Origin of the sequence: Serratia sp. KG1D, from assembly GCF_037150675.1 — a bacterium.
In the GTDB taxonomy this organism is placed as follows: Bacteria; Pseudomonadota; Gammaproteobacteria; order Enterobacterales; family Enterobacteriaceae; genus Serratia; species Serratia nematodiphila.
Map to the genome: position 1 here is coordinate 262878 of NZ_JBAGIH010000003.1, position 15556 is coordinate 278433.

At 55.6% G+C, this 15556-nt stretch carries 13 protein-coding genes; 7 read left to right on the top strand and 6 right to left on the bottom strand.

The genetic code is table 11. From position 1 onward, the window contains the following. Nucleotides 1-153 precede the first annotated feature (153 nt). The 4 genes from parC (at nucleotide 154) to WFM45_RS16380 (ending at nucleotide 6493) form a co-directional block, all read left to right on the top strand. On the top strand, nucleotides 154-2427 hold the full coding sequence (gene parC / locus WFM45_RS16365; RefSeq protein ID WP_015379079.1) for a DNA topoisomerase IV subunit A: 2274 nt from the start codon (nucleotides 154-156) through the stop codon (nucleotides 2425-2427). A gap of 246 nt (nucleotides 2428-2673) precedes the next feature. Further along, nucleotides 2674-3408 (top strand): 1-acylglycerol-3-phosphate O-acyltransferase, encoded by a 735-nt coding sequence (locus WFM45_RS16370; RefSeq protein ID WP_004937266.1) that lies wholly within the window; start codon nucleotides 2674-2676, stop codon nucleotides 3406-3408. 132 nt (nucleotides 3409-3540) lie between these two features. Further along, entirely contained in the window at nucleotides 3541-4956 is a 1416-nt protein-coding gene (gene ftsP / locus WFM45_RS16375) for a cell division protein FtsP (RefSeq protein WP_099982522.1), read from the top strand. 241 nt (nucleotides 4957-5197) lie between these two features. Next, the gene (locus tag WFM45_RS16380) at nucleotides 5198-6493 is read left to right on the top strand and encodes an SGNH/GDSL hydrolase family protein (protein ID WP_336956453.1); all 1296 of its coding nucleotides are present in this window, start codon (nucleotides 5198-5200) and stop codon (nucleotides 6491-6493) included. Between the two features lie 306 nt (nucleotides 6494-6799). Here the strand turns inward: WFM45_RS16380 and WFM45_RS16385 are convergent, their stop codons facing one another. The 5 genes from WFM45_RS16385 to WFM45_RS16405 all read right to left on the bottom strand — a co-directional run bounded on the left by WFM45_RS16385 (nucleotide 6800) and on the right by WFM45_RS16405 (nucleotide 11452). After that, complete coding sequence (locus tag WFM45_RS16385) at nucleotides 6800-7675, bottom strand: LysR family transcriptional regulator (RefSeq protein ID WP_180295562.1); 876 nt, start codon at nucleotides 7673-7675, stop codon at nucleotides 6800-6802. A gap of 117 nt (nucleotides 7676-7792) precedes the next feature. Then, nucleotides 7793-8308: a hypothetical protein gene (locus tag WFM45_RS16390; protein ID WP_144330243.1), complete on the bottom strand. Its 516-nt coding sequence runs from the start codon at nucleotides 8306-8308 to the stop codon at nucleotides 7793-7795. Between the two features lie 83 nt (nucleotides 8309-8391). Continuing rightward, nucleotides 8392-9183, bottom strand: coding sequence for a hypothetical protein (locus WFM45_RS16395; protein WP_144330242.1), 792 nt, complete (start codon nucleotides 9181-9183; stop codon nucleotides 8392-8394). Nucleotides 9184-9247: 64 nt separating this feature from the next. After that, nucleotides 9248-10324, bottom strand: a complete 1077-nt coding sequence (locus WFM45_RS16400) for an HBL/NHE enterotoxin family protein (protein ID WP_213929209.1) — start codon at nucleotides 10322-10324, stop codon at nucleotides 9248-9250. Nucleotides 10325-10354: 30 nt separating this feature from the next. Further along, nucleotides 10355-11452 carry a hypothetical protein gene (locus WFM45_RS16405; protein ID WP_099982517.1) on the bottom strand — a complete coding sequence of 366 codons (1098 nt, stop codon included), beginning with the start codon at nucleotides 11450-11452 and terminating at the stop codon, nucleotides 10355-10357. 351 nt (nucleotides 11453-11803) lie between these two features. Between WFM45_RS16405 and WFM45_RS16410 the strand changes: the two genes are divergently transcribed. Then, the gene (locus WFM45_RS16410) at nucleotides 11804-12289 is read left to right on the top strand and encodes a lysozyme (protein ID WP_336956457.1); all 486 of its coding nucleotides are present in this window, start codon (nucleotides 11804-11806) and stop codon (nucleotides 12287-12289) included. Between the two features lie 42 nt (nucleotides 12290-12331). Here the strand turns inward: WFM45_RS16410 and WFM45_RS16415 are convergent, their stop codons facing one another. Continuing rightward, on the bottom strand, nucleotides 12332-13255 hold the full coding sequence (locus WFM45_RS16415; protein ID WP_336956458.1) for a LysR family transcriptional regulator: 924 nt from the start codon (nucleotides 13253-13255) through the stop codon (nucleotides 12332-12334). Between the two features lie 137 nt (nucleotides 13256-13392). Between WFM45_RS16415 and xapA the strand changes: the two genes are divergently transcribed. Beyond that, a complete protein-coding gene (xapA, locus tag WFM45_RS16420) occupies nucleotides 13393-14214 on the top strand; it encodes a xanthosine phosphorylase (protein WP_004937273.1) in 822 nt (273 codons plus the stop codon). An 81-nt stretch (nucleotides 14215-14295) separates the two neighbouring features. After that, the gene (locus WFM45_RS16425) at nucleotides 14296-15546 is read left to right on the top strand and encodes a nucleoside permease (RefSeq protein WP_015379077.1); all 1251 of its coding nucleotides are present in this window, start codon (nucleotides 14296-14298) and stop codon (nucleotides 15544-15546) included. The last annotated feature ends 10 nt before the right edge of the window (nucleotides 15547-15556 follow it).

A 15556-nucleotide genomic window follows, 5' to 3' on the forward strand; every position in this document is an offset into this window, starting at 1 on the left:
TAAACCGCATCGCGCAATCGGCCGTCGCCGGCGATCCTTGCGCCAACTGTGACAGCTACCCCGCAGATGGGTTACTATCGCGGGCAGAATCGACAAGCGATGCCTTTTGTCGTCCAAGGGATTGCCAAGCCACGGTCTGAGGATAATTGAGTAATGAGTGATCTGACTCATGACGGTGTAGAGCGTTTACCGCTGCACACATTCACTGAAAACGCCTATCTGAACTATTCCATGTACGTCATCATGGATCGGGCGTTGCCGTACATTGGCGACGGTTTGAAGCCGGTACAACGCCGCATCATCTACGCCATGTCTGAGCTGGGGCTGACCAACAGCGCCAAATTCAAGAAATCCGCCCGCACCGTGGGCGACGTGCTGGGTAAGTATCACCCGCACGGCGACAGCGCGTGTTATGAAGCCATGGTGCTGATGGCGCAGCCGTTCTCGTATCGCTATCCGCTGGTGGACGGCCAGGGGAACTGGGGTGCGCCGGACGATCCCAAGTCGTTCGCGGCGATGCGTTATACCGAATCGCGCCTGTCCAAATACGCTGAGGTCTTGCTGGCCGAACTGGGCCAGGGCACGGTTGACTGGATCCCGAACTTTGACGGCACGCTGCAAGAGCCGAAGATGCTGCCGGCGCGTCTGCCGAACATCCTGCTGAATGGCACCACCGGCATCGCGGTCGGCATGGCGACCGACATTCCGCCGCACAACGTGCGCGAAGTCGCCGCTGCGGCGGTGGCGCTGCTCGACAAGCCGGGCGCCTCGCTCGATGACCTGCTCGAGTTCGTGCAGGGGCCGGACTTCCCGACCGAAGCCGAGATCATCACCCCGCGCGATGAAATTCGCAAAATTTACCAGAGCGGCCGCGGCTCGGTGCGCATGCGCGCCGTGTGGAAGAAAGAGGACGGCAGCGCGGTGATTACCGCCTTGCCGCATCAGGTCTCCGGCGCCAAGGTGCTCGAGCAGATCGCCAGCCAGATGCGCGCCAAGAAGCTGCCGATGGTCGAGGATCTGCGTGATGAATCCGACCACGAAAACCCGACGCGTCTGGTGATCGTGCCGCGTTCCAACCGCATCGATCTGGAGCAGGTGATGAATCACCTGTTCGCCACCACCGATCTGGAACGCAGCTACCGCATCAACATGAACATGATCGGTCTGGACAACCGCCCGCAGGTCAAAGGGCTGGTGGAGATCCTCACCGAGTGGCTGGCCTATCGTCGTGATACGGTGCGCCGCCGCCTGAACTACCGCCTCGAGAAGGTGCTCAAGCGTTTGCATATCCTCGAAGGTTTGCTGGTGGCGTTCCTCAATATCGACGAGGTGATCCACATCATCCGCAGCGAGGATGAGCCGAAGCCGGTGCTGATGCAGCGTTTCGGCATCTCTGATACCCAGGCGGAAGCGATCCTCGAGCTGAAACTGCGTCACCTGGCCAAGCTGGAAGAGGTCAAGATCCGCGGTGAGCAGGACGAGCTGGCGAAAGAACGCGATCAACTGCAGGCGCTGCTGGCGTCCGAGCGCAAGCTGAATACGCTGATTAAGAAAGAGATCCAGGCCGACGCGCAAACCTACGGCGACGATCGCCGTTCGCCGCTGACCGAGCGCGCGGAAGCCAAGGCGATGAGCGAGCACGACTTCGTGCCGTCCGAGCCGGTGACCATCGTGCTGTCGGAAATGGGCTGGGTGCGCAGCGCCAAGGGCCACGACATCGATCCGGCAGGGTTGAGCTACAAGGCCGGCGACAGCTTCCGCGGCGCGGCGCGCGGCAAGAGCAACCAGCCGGTGGTGTTTATCGACTCTACCGGGCGCAGCTATGCGCTCGATCCGATGACGCTGCCTTCGGCGCGCGGGCAGGGCGAGCCGCTGACCGGCAAGCTGACGCCGCCGCCGGGCGCCACCATCGAGCAGGTGCTGATGGCGGCCGACGATCAAAAACTGCTGATGGCTTCCGACGCCGGTTACGGTTTCGTCTGCACCTTCAACGATCTGGTGGCACGCAACCGCGCCGGCAAGGTGATGATCACGCTGCCGGACAACGCCAGAGCGCTGCCGCCGATGGAAATTCACGGCGCAGACGATATGCTGCTGTCGATCACCGCCGCCGGGCGCATGCTGATGTTCCCGGTCGCCGATCTGCCGCAGCTGTCGAAGGGCAAGGGCAACAAGATCGTCTCCATTCCGGCGGCGCAGGCCGCAGCCGGTGAAGACAAGCTGGCCTGGCTGTTCGTGCTGCCGCCGCAGGCGTCTGTCACGCTGCACGTCGGCAAACGCAAGCTGACGCTGCGTCCGGAAGATCTGCAGAAGTTCCGCGCGGAGCGCGGCCGCAAGGGCACCCAGTTGCCGCGCGGCCTGCAGCGCATCGATCGCGTCGAAGTGGATGCGCCGGTGCGGGCGTCGGGCGGCGACAGCGAAGAGTAAGCGTTGGCGCCAGCGTTAACGGGCGGTCGCAGCGAGCTGTGGCCGCCTTATTTATTTTTGCTGGCGTTTATTTTCCAAATAGTTAACATTTCTGCGCATAAAATTATTGTGCGTACTGCCGCCTGGCAGGAAAATAGCGAGAAATGCAGGCGACATCGGCGTGCTTACCGCCTGGCCGGCAAATAATGAGTAAAGGAATCTGCGCAGCGAAGTAAACTGCGTTGGCAGTGTGCTAATGAGGTTGTTATGTTATTGATTTTGCGTGCCGTTCTCGCCACTCTTTTCTGTATTCTGGTGTGTATTTTCGGTTCTGTTTATTGCTTGTTCAGCCCGCGCAACCCTCGCCATGTGGCGACCTTCGGCCATCTTTTCGGCCGCCTGTCGACGCTGTTCGGCATCAAGGTTGAAACCCGCGTGCCGGCCGATGCGGCCAACAATGGCAACTGCATCTATATCGCCAACCACCAAAATAACTACGACATGGTGACGGCCTCCAATATCGTGCAGCCGCGCACCGTGACCGTCGGTAAAAAAAGTCTGGTGTGGATCCCGTTTTTCGGCCCGCTGTATTGGCTGACCGGTAATCTGCTGATAGATCGTGATAATCGCGCCAAGGCGCACGGCACCATCGCCCAGGTGGCGGAGCAGTTCAAAAAGAAAGACATTTCGATCTGGATGTTCCCGGAAGGGACCCGCAGCCGCGGTCGTGGGCTGATGCCGTTTAAAACCGGCGCGTTCCACGCGGCCATCGCCGCCGGCGTGCCGATTGTGCCGATCTGCGTATCGACCACCAGCGGTAATATAAATCTTAATCGCTGGAATAACGGTCATGTGATCGTCGAGATGTTGGCGCCGGTGGATACCAGCAAATACGGCAAAGAAAACGTGCGCGAGCTGGCGGCCCATTGCCGCGAGCTGATGGAGGCGAAAATCGCCGAATTGGACGCCGAAGTCGCCCAGCGCAACGCCGCCAAAAAATAAGAGTCTACCGGCTTCAAAGAATAGGATTTTAATTGGCGTTCAGCGCCGTTAACGCCTGAACGCCTGCTAATCTTGATTGGCGGGCGTTTGGGTTTTGCACACGGTTTAGTTATTGCTTTTCATGGAGAAAATATGTCACTCAGTCGACGTCAGTTTTTACAGGCATCGGGCCTGGCGCTGTGCGCGGGCGCCGTGCCGCTGAGGGCTGAGGCGAGCGGAACGCAGACCCCGTTACCCATTCCCCCGCTGCTGGAGTCTCGCCGCGGTCAGCCGCTGTTCCTGACCTTGCAGCGCGCCCATTGGGCGTTTATGGATAACCGTAAAGCGGCGGTGTGGGGCATCAACGGCATGTACCTGGGGCCGACGGTGCGGGTTTACAGCGGTGACGACGTCAAACTGATCTACAGCAACCGCCTGCAGGAGCCGGTAGCGATGACCGTCAGCGGTCTGCAGGTGCCTGGCACGCTGATGGGCGGCGCGCCGCGCATGATGTCGCCTAACGTCGACTGGTCGCCGGTGCTGCCCATTCGTCAGGCGGCGGCCACCTGCTGGTACCACGCCAACACGCCGAACCGTATGGCGCCGCACGTTTACAACGGGCTGGCCGGGCTGTGGCTGGTGGAAGATGCCGTCAGCAAAGCGCTGCCGCTGCCCAACCACTACGGCGTCGACGATTTCCCGCTGATCATTCAGGACAAACGCTTCGATAACTTCGGCACACCGCAATACGATGCACCGTCGCAGGGCGGTTTTGTCGGCGATACGCTGTTGGTCAACGGCGTGCAAAACCCGTATGTCGACGTGTCGCGCGGCTGGGTGCGTCTGCGCCTGCTTAACGCCTCCAACGCGCGTCGCTATACCCTGCAGCTCAGCGACGGGCGGCCGTTCAACGTGATTGCCAGCGATCAGGGCTTCCTGCCTGCGCCGGTCGCGGTGCAGCAGCTGTCGTTGGCGCCTGGCGAACGCCGGGAAGTGCTGATCGACATGTCGAAGGGCGAGGAGGTGACCATCACCGCCGGTGAAGCGGCGGGCATCATGGATCGCCTGCGCGGCCTGTTCGAGCCGTCGAGCATTCTGGTGTCCACCCAGGTGCTGACGCTGCGCCCGACCGGCCTGCTGCCGCTGGTGACCGACAACCTGCCGATGCGCCTGCTGGCGGATCAGCTGTTGGACGGCAGCGCCAGCCGCACCCGCGATTTCCGCCTGGGCGACGGCGGTGTCGGCATCAACGGCGCGATTTGGGACATGAACCGCATCGACGTACAGGCGCAGCAAGGCACCTGGGAACGCTGGAACATTCACGCGGATACGCCGCAGGCGTTCCATATTCAGGGCGTGCAGTTCCTGATCAAACGCGTCAACGGCGCGCAGCCGATGGCGGAAGATCGCGGCTGGAAGGACACCGTCTGGGTCGATGGCGACGTCGAGCTGCTGGTGTATTTCAACCAACCTACCTCCGAACACTTCCCGTTCCTGTATTACAGCCAGACGCTGGAGATGGCCGATCGCGGCACCGCCGGCCAGCTGATGGTGCAGCCGACGCAGTGACTCACGGCCGAGCTCCTGCGATTGCAATCGCGGTCGCAGGGGCATCAATTTTCTGCGTGCGCCATTGATTGGCTTTTTCTCCCTTTTTTATATTTTCTTTTTTCCTTTTTAATAGGCTTGGTTACTAAAATAACATCCTGCCAAATAGTCTTTTCCTGCGTCTTAAAAGGAACTTTTTAGGTCATTTTCTCGATGTCATATTTTTATCGCACGATTCGGTGCAGTAAACGAGAAAATATCCATGAAGAAAATATTTTGCACTCTGTTTCTATTATCGACGGCCGCTTTTTCCAAGGGGGATTTATCGCCACTGCCTGACAGTGGGGCCAAACACAACCTTTCCCCTAACGGTCCGGAAATTATAGGAAAAGGCTCGCCATTCTTATTAGGCAAGGCCAAAAGTACCTACACCTATATGCGCTGCTATTATCGCATTAATCCCGCCAGCACAATTCCGCAGGCGGATTATCTCTGGGCAAGGGCGCTGAACTCAACGTCATATTACCGTCTGGAAGGGCATTGGTGGTCATCGCTGGCGGTATCCTGGAAAAACATGTTTTACAGCGATACACCGCTTTCCGCGTTGCAACAAGTGTGTGGCGATACCTTAAGCCGAGCGGGCATTCGTCAGCCTTTGGCGATGATTGCAGCGGCTAACAATAAACTCTCTTTCAACTATACCGTCTGGAGTAATGACTCGCCGGTGCAGAGCGTGACCATCAACAAAATTATCGTGTTTGGCGACAGCTTAAGCGATACAAATAATGTTTTTAACGCTTCTCTATGGCGTTTCCCTAACCCGAAAAGTTGGTTTCTGGGGCGGTTCAGCAATGGCCCAACGTGGGTGGAATATCTGGCGAAACAAAGTCGGCTGCCCATTTATAACTGGGCCGTGGGCGGTGCGGCTTCCAAGCAGACAAAATGGGTGATCCCCGGCCTACTTGAGCAGGTGGACTCGTGGCTGATTTATATGAAGGAGGCCAAAAACTATCAACCGGAAAACTCACTGTTTACCGTTTGGATCGGAGCCAATGATTTGGTGACCTACAATCAAGGTGTCGACGGGCTTATTGAAAATCAAGGCAAGGCGTTAACGCGATTAGCCAGCACCGGTGCGAAAAAGATATTGGTGCTTAATCTGCCAGACATTACGCGCGCGCCTGAATTTGCTCATCGCAAGGATGGAAAAGAGATAAAAAGACAGATTGATGATTATAATCTGCGCATCAAACAGGTGGCGGATGATATCAACAGCCGTTATCCATCACAGCCGGTGATGTTGTTTGATCTTGCTGCGCTGTTTACGGATATGCTGGATAATCCGGGACGTTATCAGGTCAGCGAAGTGAAAACGTCGTGTCTGGATATCCAGGCACCGTCATCACTGAATTATATCAATGCAATCCCTGTGCGCGCTGCTTGCACTGATGCGGATAGATACGTGTTTTGGGATCTTCTGCACCCGACAACACACACTCACCGGCTATTGGCGGAGCATATCTTCAACTATTTGAAACAACAGCAGGTGTGGCGCTAACGTTGTTGACCGTCACGGCAACGGCCTGTAAAGCATCATTAGAACCTTAAGTGAAAGTTGCCGGCCTGAATTCCGTCCATGGCGGTGTTCAGGCCTTTTTGCCTGCCCTGAGCCATAACGATGTTTGCCGCGCGAGATAGGTTGGTCACTCAGAGGGGGTAATCGTTTGCTATTTCAAATGAAGTGAAAATGAGTGGGGATTAGCGGCCCGATGGCCATGGCGATGAAACTGGTGTTGTGTGCAGGCAAAAGTACTTGAAAGTAATTTAAAATCCAAAGCAAGTTGAATCAGTCATGCTTTACTTATTATACGGACATTGATGCCGAGTGACTCCACTGTTGTGCGCCTCTTTTAGCCATATGCGCTATCAGCTGTTGGCTGTCATTTAACTGCGCCACATTACTGTAGATGTGGTGGATTAAATTTGTGTTGGGTAAGCATAGGCTGTTGCATTCATATTCGTCGAAATTGATGACGGATCTCATTGACTCGAGAATAAAGGCGACGGCTTTGCCTTGTCGGATAAAATTAAGCCGCAGCTGGAGGTTATCGATATTCATCACGTCTCGGGAAAAGCCCTGCAGCTGCAGCTGTGCATGATAATGCTTGAATATCTGTGTTTCGGAGACATAGTTGCTCTGTACCCAAGGCAGTGCGCGGTAGCTTTCAGAAGACTGTCTTGCTTGGTGAAGTAACAACAGTTGTTCTTCGGCGCATAAATGTTGGGTGAAGGGAGACAGCTCAAGAGGTTCTATGCTGAAGAGCAAATCAAGCCGATTGAGCTCATTACGGCTTATGCCATCGGTCGGCATCAAACGCACCAGATTAATGGTCATTGCGGGGTTTTTCATTAGCAGATAGTCAATCACCGTATTGACGTGAGTGGGTACGGGGCCGTAAATGCCAACCTGAATATGGTTCTTCTCTTTATGGCTATCTTTGATGCGGTTGAGCTCTTCATAATGGACGATGACATTACTATACAAATGTTGCCCCTCTTTCGTCAGGGACAGACCTTGGTTGGTTCGTTCGAAAAGAGTGATGTTTAGATTCTCCTCCATTTCTTTAATTCTTTTGCTTAATGGTGATGGCGTAATGCACAACCGATCGGCGGCTTTGGTAATAGAACCCTCTTGCGCTACGGCGATAAAATAATTCACGCGTTTTGACATAAATTCCATATGTATTCCTTTTAATACGCAGTGTACAATAATGGTTTGTTTTTTAGAGTGAGATGTCCTGAGGGTGTTCATTTTCTTTAGTTCAATTTACAATGAATTACATTTCTTGCTACCTTATTATTGATACCAAATATCACTATGCGTGATGATGTTCTCCTTTTTATAAAAACAAATGTTCTGCGCGATAGAACATATCGCAATAATAACAATAAATAAGCCGACAAAACCGTTATCGGGGTATTTTACTAGAGCAAGTGTTGGCGTTCTTCGACTGTGGCTAAGATGTTTAGCTTCTGTTAAATATTTGACGACGAAATATCGTGAAAATGGGGGGGCATCCCTGGTTGGCATCTGCAGTTCTGGAGTCGGCCGCGAGATGTTCGGGATAGATGGGGAGGACCCCGGCAAGCGAACAGGGCTCTTGTTATGCCGCGCATTGTCAGAGAAATAACGCGGCCAGGCTTCACCGCCGTAGAGTAAGATCGCAGAAGCGAAAGAGCAGGCTCTCTTTTCCATGAAGTTTCTTCTCCGTGTGTAGGTGAAACTAAACGGGCCAAAGTATTTTGGAATGCTGACTTCAGGGTGTATAGGGTTGAATGGAGCAGCACTCATGATTAAAAAGGACATCTGCATGCGTGTTCCTAATGGCAGCGCGGCTACGCCGATGAAGATACCGGCAAGTTGTCGGCGCGGAGCCGCACCGCCTGTCCATGCGGTCAGGAAACGTCCGTCAACAGCGTTCCGACACTCATCTTGGCGGCGGTAAGGAACAGCTTCGCGAGCTGCTGCGCTTCGGCGCCAGAGAGGTTCTTCTCCGCGTTATTGATGTCATTGCTCACAAACTCAAGGGCATTGCCGATTTTCAACATTTGGTTGCTGAGTTCGAGCTGGTCTTGTGAAAATGCTGCGGTTTGCGTGGCAAAGCTCTGCTGCTGTCGAATCCTCGATTTTTGCTCAGAGATTTGCCGTTCGATGCTGCTAACTTTGTCTTGCGCCTGGCTAAGCAATACTGCCATGGCGATGAGGCCCGGTATGCCGAAGATGCCTAGCGCAATAAAGTAAAGTTTTTTCTTATTCAACTCATCGAGCTGCTGTTGGCTGCCCTGCAAATTCGATAGCAGCCCGGAGATAGTGGCCTGCAAATCGATAATGATGCGTTGCAAAGCGAGATTATTCTCAGTTACGACGGTGTCCGTGCTCTGCGTTCGGCTTTGCACTTTGGCAACCTGCGCCATGACGCCGGTGATATCCTCTTTGCTTTGACGAATGAACCGACTGAGTTCTGCTATCGGCAGCGTTTCCAACGCCGCCAGCTTTTCGTCCAACTGGGCTTCCAGTTTTACACCCCAGGCGGTCACATCACGTTGCATCTGCTTAAGATCAGGCAACAGCGCGTTGATCGCGGTTTGGATATTGCGTTGAAGCAAGGCGGCGTTCGCCGGTAAACCTGGGAATGTTTGAATAGCGTCGCCGGTGCGGGACAAATTGTCGATAACTTGCGTCAGCATTCCACTGCTCATAAGGGGATCTCCTAAAAGGGGTAAGGGAGGCTTACCCCTGTGATATAAGCCGTTAAGCCGCCAGGCGCTTAACGAAATCGGCAATAGTTTGGTTTGCTGGCACTTCTCGCACCACCACGCCGGCCATCTGCTGTTTGATGATTTTCGTTCCATTCAACACTTTGGTTACTGACGTTTTCGAAGCGGTCAGGAACAGTTCGCGCAGGAAGCTTTCATCAATGATCCCTTTGCGCAAGTTCGCGTTGAGGGTATCCAGCTCAGAGGTGAGGGAATCCCAGGCATTGCTCATTTGCGTTGCCGCAGTCACTGCGCTTTGCGCCTGAGTCTGCAGCCCCAGGTAGCCGGAGCCGATCTGGCTGGCGACCAAAACTTCACTGTTGAGTTGGCTGCGGTCCCGGTAAAGTTTTTCACGTGCGCTCAATGATTTATCCAGCACGATCGCGCCGCCGATCACCCCGCCCGCGCCGGCGGTCATCATGGCGATCCCCCCCATGACGACCGGCGTTGAGGTGCCCGCGGTCACCAGCCCTGCCACGGAGCCGATGGCGGTTACGATCGCTCCCCCAATAATTAACAGCCCGCCGGTGACGATGCCGGCAATGGCGCCGTCAATGACGGCGTTAATGCCGTCGATATCCCGATGGAGTTGTTCCAGAACGCCATTGTCGCCATTGACCACGTTATTCAGGTTGACCACAATCAGCTGATAATTGTTTGAGTCGATGATCAACTTATCATTCAACGATCCGATCGTTCGACGAGTGTTAGCCGAGACTTCCTGATATTCTCTGGCTTTATCGCTGACCATGCCCAAAGCGGCCAGCCATTGCTCTTTGGTTGCGCTAGGTGGCATAACGGTGGAAATCAGGTTCTGCGTTTCGAAATAGTCCTGAATATTTGTAACGTTTCTAATAATTAACGGCTGAATATCATTGAGATAATGATTGGCATGTTGTTTAGCTGTTTCCAATCCGGTATTAATCTGACGCTGGCTTTCCCGAAGATTAGGGAAGCGTTCGAAATCAACGGGTATTTGCTGCCGCACGCTGTTGCAATAAGTCTGAATATGAAGCGCCTGCGAAGATTGGGTGGTCATGCTGTCGTTGATGTCAAGTGTTGGGTTCGTCATGGTATTTTTCCTTATTAAGGCACTTAGTGATTAAACTTCCGGCAGGGTGTTGTTTCCTGCATAATTAGCTTTGGCTTTATCAATGAATTTAGAAAGAAGCTGCCACTTTTCCGCATTAAGAGAAATAATTTGTTTGACCTGTTTAATTTCCAAAGCGCTGTTGGCCTGATTAATGATGGGCGCAGCCGTCAGATAGGCACCGGCCACCTTATTCCACTCCTCCGGCAGTAACGCCATGCGCTGAGTCGTGAGGGCATAGGTGTCGACAAACAGTTGAACCTGGGCGTGCACGGACTTGGCTACGGAAAGCAACGCATTGGCGGTTGCTAAAGCCCGATATGCCACTGCCAATTTGGCATAGTTAGCCTTCAACTCTTTGACGGCCTCCTGTGCGTCGGATGCCCCTGAGGAGATCGCTTGAATACCGGAGATCATGTAGCTGGACTGATCGCCCCGCGGTTTCGGCGCCGTGGCCGCGGCTTCTTTGGTTTTTTTGTCCGCAGAGCCGAGCGGCACTGTTGCTATGATGGATTGCCCAAGCTGCACAACGCCTTTACCCGCTTTGAACCCCGCCTCTGCGATGCTTTGGATATTTTTTGCGATCGCTTCATTGAGTTCAGTGATGGTTTGCGCCTGTTGCTTCGCTTCGACATTCAGCCCTTGCTCGATGGCAATAATAACTTCACGGAAATTGGCCATGACGGGAGTCAGCATGTCACTCGTTGTCTGCAACTGGATATGGACGGCTTGCGCCGCAGCCTGATAGCGTTGTGCGATCTCGGAAAGCGCAGACACCATTTCTGAACCTTTTTGAGAAACCTGCGGATCCTCAGTGGAGTACAGCGTATTAACCGCGTTGACCAGGGCGGAGAAATTTGACGCCTTGGTGTATAACCCGATCAGTTCCGCGATCGTGCTTTGCTTGAATATTTGCGCCTGTTGCCTCAGCTGGTTTTGGTAAGCCTTAATTTTAACGGTCAGACCAGGGTCCATATTTTTCGACGTCAGCAATTGCTGGCTGAGTAACAAATTACTGTAGCTTTGGTTTAGCAATGCACATGACGAAATAGAAATATGCATAGCCATTAACTCTTGAGGGCTTAAATCAATGTCGGTTAGGTTATTCATAGCATACCTTTTGTTTAATGGTGGTTTAAATATTGGCTAATCGTTTATGTAACGTTGTCTCCGTGTGGTGGTCTTTCGGTGAAATAAAGCTACCTCAAATTCTCGATAATTGAGAATTGTCAAAACAAGCACTTTGCTGTTCAAAAGGGAAAATGATTTTTATGGGGTGTTAAAATTGTCTGGTTATTATTTGTTGTGTGATCTCCAAACATGCCGTTTTGGTTTTTATTCCTGTCCTTTTTGATGATTAATATGATTTCTCGATGGCTTTACATTGTATTGCGGGAACAGGGGATAACACCCATGACGATGCCCAAAGGAAAGGATTAATTGTGTGAGCAAGGGGGGAATATGCAGAAGATACTGTCAGAGCGCGGGTTATCATTAATTAAAAGCCATGAAGGGCTGCTGCTTTCATCCTATCGCGACAGCGCGGGAATTTGGACGATCGGTTACGGACATACCGGGGAGGTCAGGGCGGGGCAAACCATCAACGAACTAACCGCGCTGACATTGCTGCAGGCTGATGTGATGGAGTGTGAAGCGCTGCTGCACAAGATTATCGAGGTGCCCCTGAGTCAGGGGCAATTCGATGCTCTGGTTTCTTTTCTGTTCAATGTCGGCCCCGGCAAGGCCGGGGTGAAAAGCGGGCTGCGTTATCTGAAGTCCGGTTCGCCTTCAACGTTGTTGCGGCTACTGAATGCCGGGCGATATCAGGAGGCGGCAGAACAGTTTCCTCTGTGGACGTATGCCGGCGGCCAACGTTTACCTGGGCTGTTGCGGCGGCGCAGAGAAGAGCAGCGTCTGTTCCTGTCGGAAATGCGGCGAGTTGCCTAACCGCCTCGCGCGCTCTTGTCGAGCAAGCCGCTATCGTGGCCTTCAGCGTGCCGTGGAAGGCGATTTCAATGCCGCCAGGAAGGCCTGCACCACCGGCGTGACGCTGTCGGTGCGATACACCGCGTACAAATCCGCCGGCGGCGCCTGTTGCAGCGAGCAAAAGCGTACGCCGGGCCACGGGATGCGGCCGTAGCTGTCCGGCAGCAGCGTGATGCCGCAGCCTTCCGCCACCAGCGCCAGCAGAGTTTGCGGTTCATTGACCTGATAAGCGACGTCCGGCAAAAATCCCTGCTGCAGACACAGATTGTGCAGATACAGCCCCAGGCTGGCCTCATGCGGCGGCAGCACGATGAAGCTGTCGTTTTGCAGCGCCGCCAGCGGGATATTCTCCTGCTGCGCCAGCGGATGATCGAGCGGCAACACCACGGCGATGCTCTCGCTTGCCAGCCGTTGGCAGCTCAATCCCGGCAGCGTCTGCTGCTGCGCCTCTCGCCATACCCCGATATCGATATGCCGTTTTTGCAGCGCGGCGATTTGCTGGCTGGGCGTCAGCTCGTTCAACGACCAGGTGACGCCGGTGCTCCGCTCGCTGAACCGCCGCAGCGCCGCGAGCAGGCCGCCCCAGGCCGAGGTGCCGACCATGCCGACCACCATGTGGCCGCCTTCGCCACGCCCCATCTGTTGCACCTGGTGCAGCGCGCTGTCGGCCTGATCCAGCAGCCGCTCGACGTTGCGCAGCAGCGTGCGGCCGGCCGGCGTCAGCGTCATGGAGCGGGTAGTGCGTTTGAACAGCACCACCCCGAGCTGGCTCTCCAGCTCCTTGATGTGCTTGCTGAGCGGCGGCTGTGACATATTCAGCCGCCGCGCCGCCTGGGTGAAGTTCATCTCTTCCGCCACCACGCGGAAATAGTGCAGCAGGCGGAAGTTAATCCGGCCGGGATCGGGCAGGGCATGGGGCGGATTCATACGGGGTATCGCCTCCTTGTGACGCAGCTCAACTTATAGGTAAATGGAATAAATCGGCCGCCAAGAATGTATTGGTCTCGGCCGCGCCTCGCTCTCTACTATGGGGCTTATTATCCCCCGCTGAAAGAGAGAATACGATGTTTAATCAAGAAGATGCTTTTACCTGCGCCGATGTCGTCCGCGCACGCCTGCCGGGTTTCCAGCCGAAAGCGGCCTTGATTCTCGGCTCCGGGCTCGGCGCCCTGGCGGAGGTGATGACCGAAACCGTCACCCTCGATTACGCGGAGCTGCCGGGCTTCCCGGTGAGCGGCGTCGCCGGCCACGCCGGGCAACTGGTCGCCGGCAAGCTGGAGGGCGTGCCGGTATTGTGCATGAAAGGGCGCGGTCATTTCTATGAAGGGCGTGGCATGCAGGTGATGACCACCGCAGTGCGCACCTTCAAACTGCTGGGCTGCGAATTCCTGCTGGCGACCAACGCCGCCGGTTCGCTGCGCCGTTCGGTGGCGCCGGGCAGCCTGGTGGCCATTACCGATCACATCAATTTCATGCCGGAGTCGCCGCTGGTCGGCGCCAACGACGATCGCTTCGGGCCGCGCTTCTTCAGCCTGGCGAACGCCTACGATCGCGATCTGCGCGCCCGGCTGGCGGCGGTGGCCGAAAGCGCGGGCATCCCGCTGGCGGAAGGGGTGTTCGCCGCCTACACCGGGCCGAACTTCGAAACGCCGGCGGAGATCCGCATGATGCAGACCCTGGGCTGCGACGTGGTGGGGATGTCGATCGTGCCGGAGGTCCTGACGGCGCGGCACTGCGGTCTCAAGGTGCTGGTGGTGTCCGCGATGACCAACTACGCCGAAGGGCTGTCGGATACGCCTCTTTCTCACGAACAAACGCTCAGCTGCGCGGCGCTGGCGGCGGACGATTTCATGCGCCTGATCCGCGAGCTGTTCAAAACGCTGTGACACCGTAAGCAAACCGGCGGCGGGCTGCAGGGGGCCCGCCGCACCAATCATCGTTGAAAGCATAATAACAAGGTGATGGCGATGGCGATAAAAACACGATTAAAAGTCATGATTTTCCTGCAGTTCTTTATCTGGGGCGCCTGGCTGGTGACGCTGGGCTCCTACATGATCAACACGCTGCATTTCAGCGGCATGCAGGTGGGGATGGTTTACAGCGCCAAAGGCATCGCGGCGCTGATCATGCCGGGGCTGGCGGGCATCATCGCCGACCGTTGGATGAAGGCCAACTATCTGTATGCGCTTTGCCACCTGCTCGGGGCGCTGGCGCTGTACTGCGCGGCGCAGGTCGAGCAACCGATGCTGATGTTCTGGGTGATGCTGTTCAATGCCATGGTCTATATGCCGACCATCGCGCTCTCCAACGCCATTTCCTATTTTTGCCTCGAAAAGCACGGTTTTGACACGGTGAGGGATTTTCCGCCGGTGCGGGTGTACGGCACCGTGGGATTCATTCTGGCGATGTGGCTGGTCGGTTTCAGCCGCATTGAGCTCAGCAATCTGCAGCTGTATCTGGCTTCTGCGGCGTCGCTGCTGCTGTCCGCCTATTCGCTGACGCTGCCGCGTTGCCCGACCAACCGCGCGGCCGAGTCGAAGAGCTGGGTGAGCGTGCTGGGGCTGGATGCGCTGGTGTTGTTCCGCCAGCGGCGCATGGCGCTGTTTTTCCTGTTCGCCATGTTGCTTGGGGCGGCGCTGCAGATAACCAATACCTTCGGCAACCCGTTCCTGCACGATCTGTCGCTCAATCCGCTGTATCAGGACAGCCTCAGCGTCCGGTATCCGGCGGTGCTGCTGTCGCTGTCGCAGATCTCTGAAGTGTTCTTTATCCTCACCATACCCTTCTTCCTGCGCCGTTACGGCATCAAGCAGGTGATGCTGATCAGCATGGCGGCCTGGACGCTGCGCTTTCTGTTCCTGGCGTACGGCACGCCGGTCGGTTTTGGTTTCGTGCTGCTGTTGCTGTCGATGATTGTCTACGGCTGTGCGTTCGACTTCTTTAATATCTCCGGCGCCATCTTCGTCGAGAAGGAGGCCGATCACCGCATCCGCGCCAGCGCGCAGGGGCTGTTCATGACCATGGTGAACGGTTTGGGCGCCTATCTGGGGGCGCTCGCCAGCGGTGAGGTGGTGGACTTCTTCAGCCATGACGGCGTGAAAGACTGGCAGAGCATCTGGCTGGTGTTTGCGCTGTATACGCTGGTGCTGGGGATTGTGTTCGCGTTGAGCTTCAACTATCGCCACCTGCCGCAGGAGAACGCGGCGGCGGCGCAGTGAGGCAGAGGGC

Coding starts and splice junctions, on each gene's coding strand:
- xapA (WP_004937273.1), top strand. CDS start 13,393: ATGTTTAATCAAGAAGATGCTTTTACCTGCGCCGATGTCGTCCGCGCA.
- WFM45_RS16385 (WP_180295562.1), bottom strand. CDS start 7,675: ATGGAATTTATGTCAAAACGCGTGAATTATTTTATCGCCGTAGCGCAA.
- WFM45_RS16390 (WP_144330243.1), bottom strand. CDS start 8,308: ATGCAGATGTCCTTTTTAATCATGAGTGCTGCTCCATTCAACCCTATA.
- WFM45_RS16395 (WP_144330242.1), bottom strand. CDS start 9,183: ATGCTGACGCAAGTTATCGACAATTTGTCCCGCACCGGCGACGCTATT.
- WFM45_RS16410 (WP_336956457.1), top strand. CDS start 11,804: ATGCAGAAGATACTGTCAGAGCGCGGGTTATCATTAATTAAAAGCCAT.
- ftsP (WP_099982522.1), top strand. CDS start 3,541: ATGTCACTCAGTCGACGTCAGTTTTTACAGGCATCGGGCCTGGCGCTG.
- WFM45_RS16425 (WP_015379077.1), top strand. CDS start 14,296: ATGGCGATAAAAACACGATTAAAAGTCATGATTTTCCTGCAGTTCTTT.
- WFM45_RS16370 (WP_004937266.1), top strand. CDS start 2,674: ATGTTATTGATTTTGCGTGCCGTTCTCGCCACTCTTTTCTGTATTCTG.
- parC (WP_015379079.1), top strand. CDS start 154: ATGAGTGATCTGACTCATGACGGTGTAGAGCGTTTACCGCTGCACACA.
- WFM45_RS16405 (WP_099982517.1), bottom strand. CDS start 11,452: ATGAATAACCTAACCGACATTGATTTAAGCCCTCAAGAGTTAATGGCT.
- WFM45_RS16380 (WP_336956453.1), top strand. CDS start 5,198: ATGAAGAAAATATTTTGCACTCTGTTTCTATTATCGACGGCCGCTTTT.
- WFM45_RS16415 (WP_336956458.1), bottom strand. CDS start 13,255: ATGAATCCGCCCCATGCCCTGCCCGATCCCGGCCGGATTAACTTCCGC.
- WFM45_RS16400 (WP_213929209.1), bottom strand. CDS start 10,324: ATGACGAACCCAACACTTGACATCAACGACAGCATGACCACCCAATCT.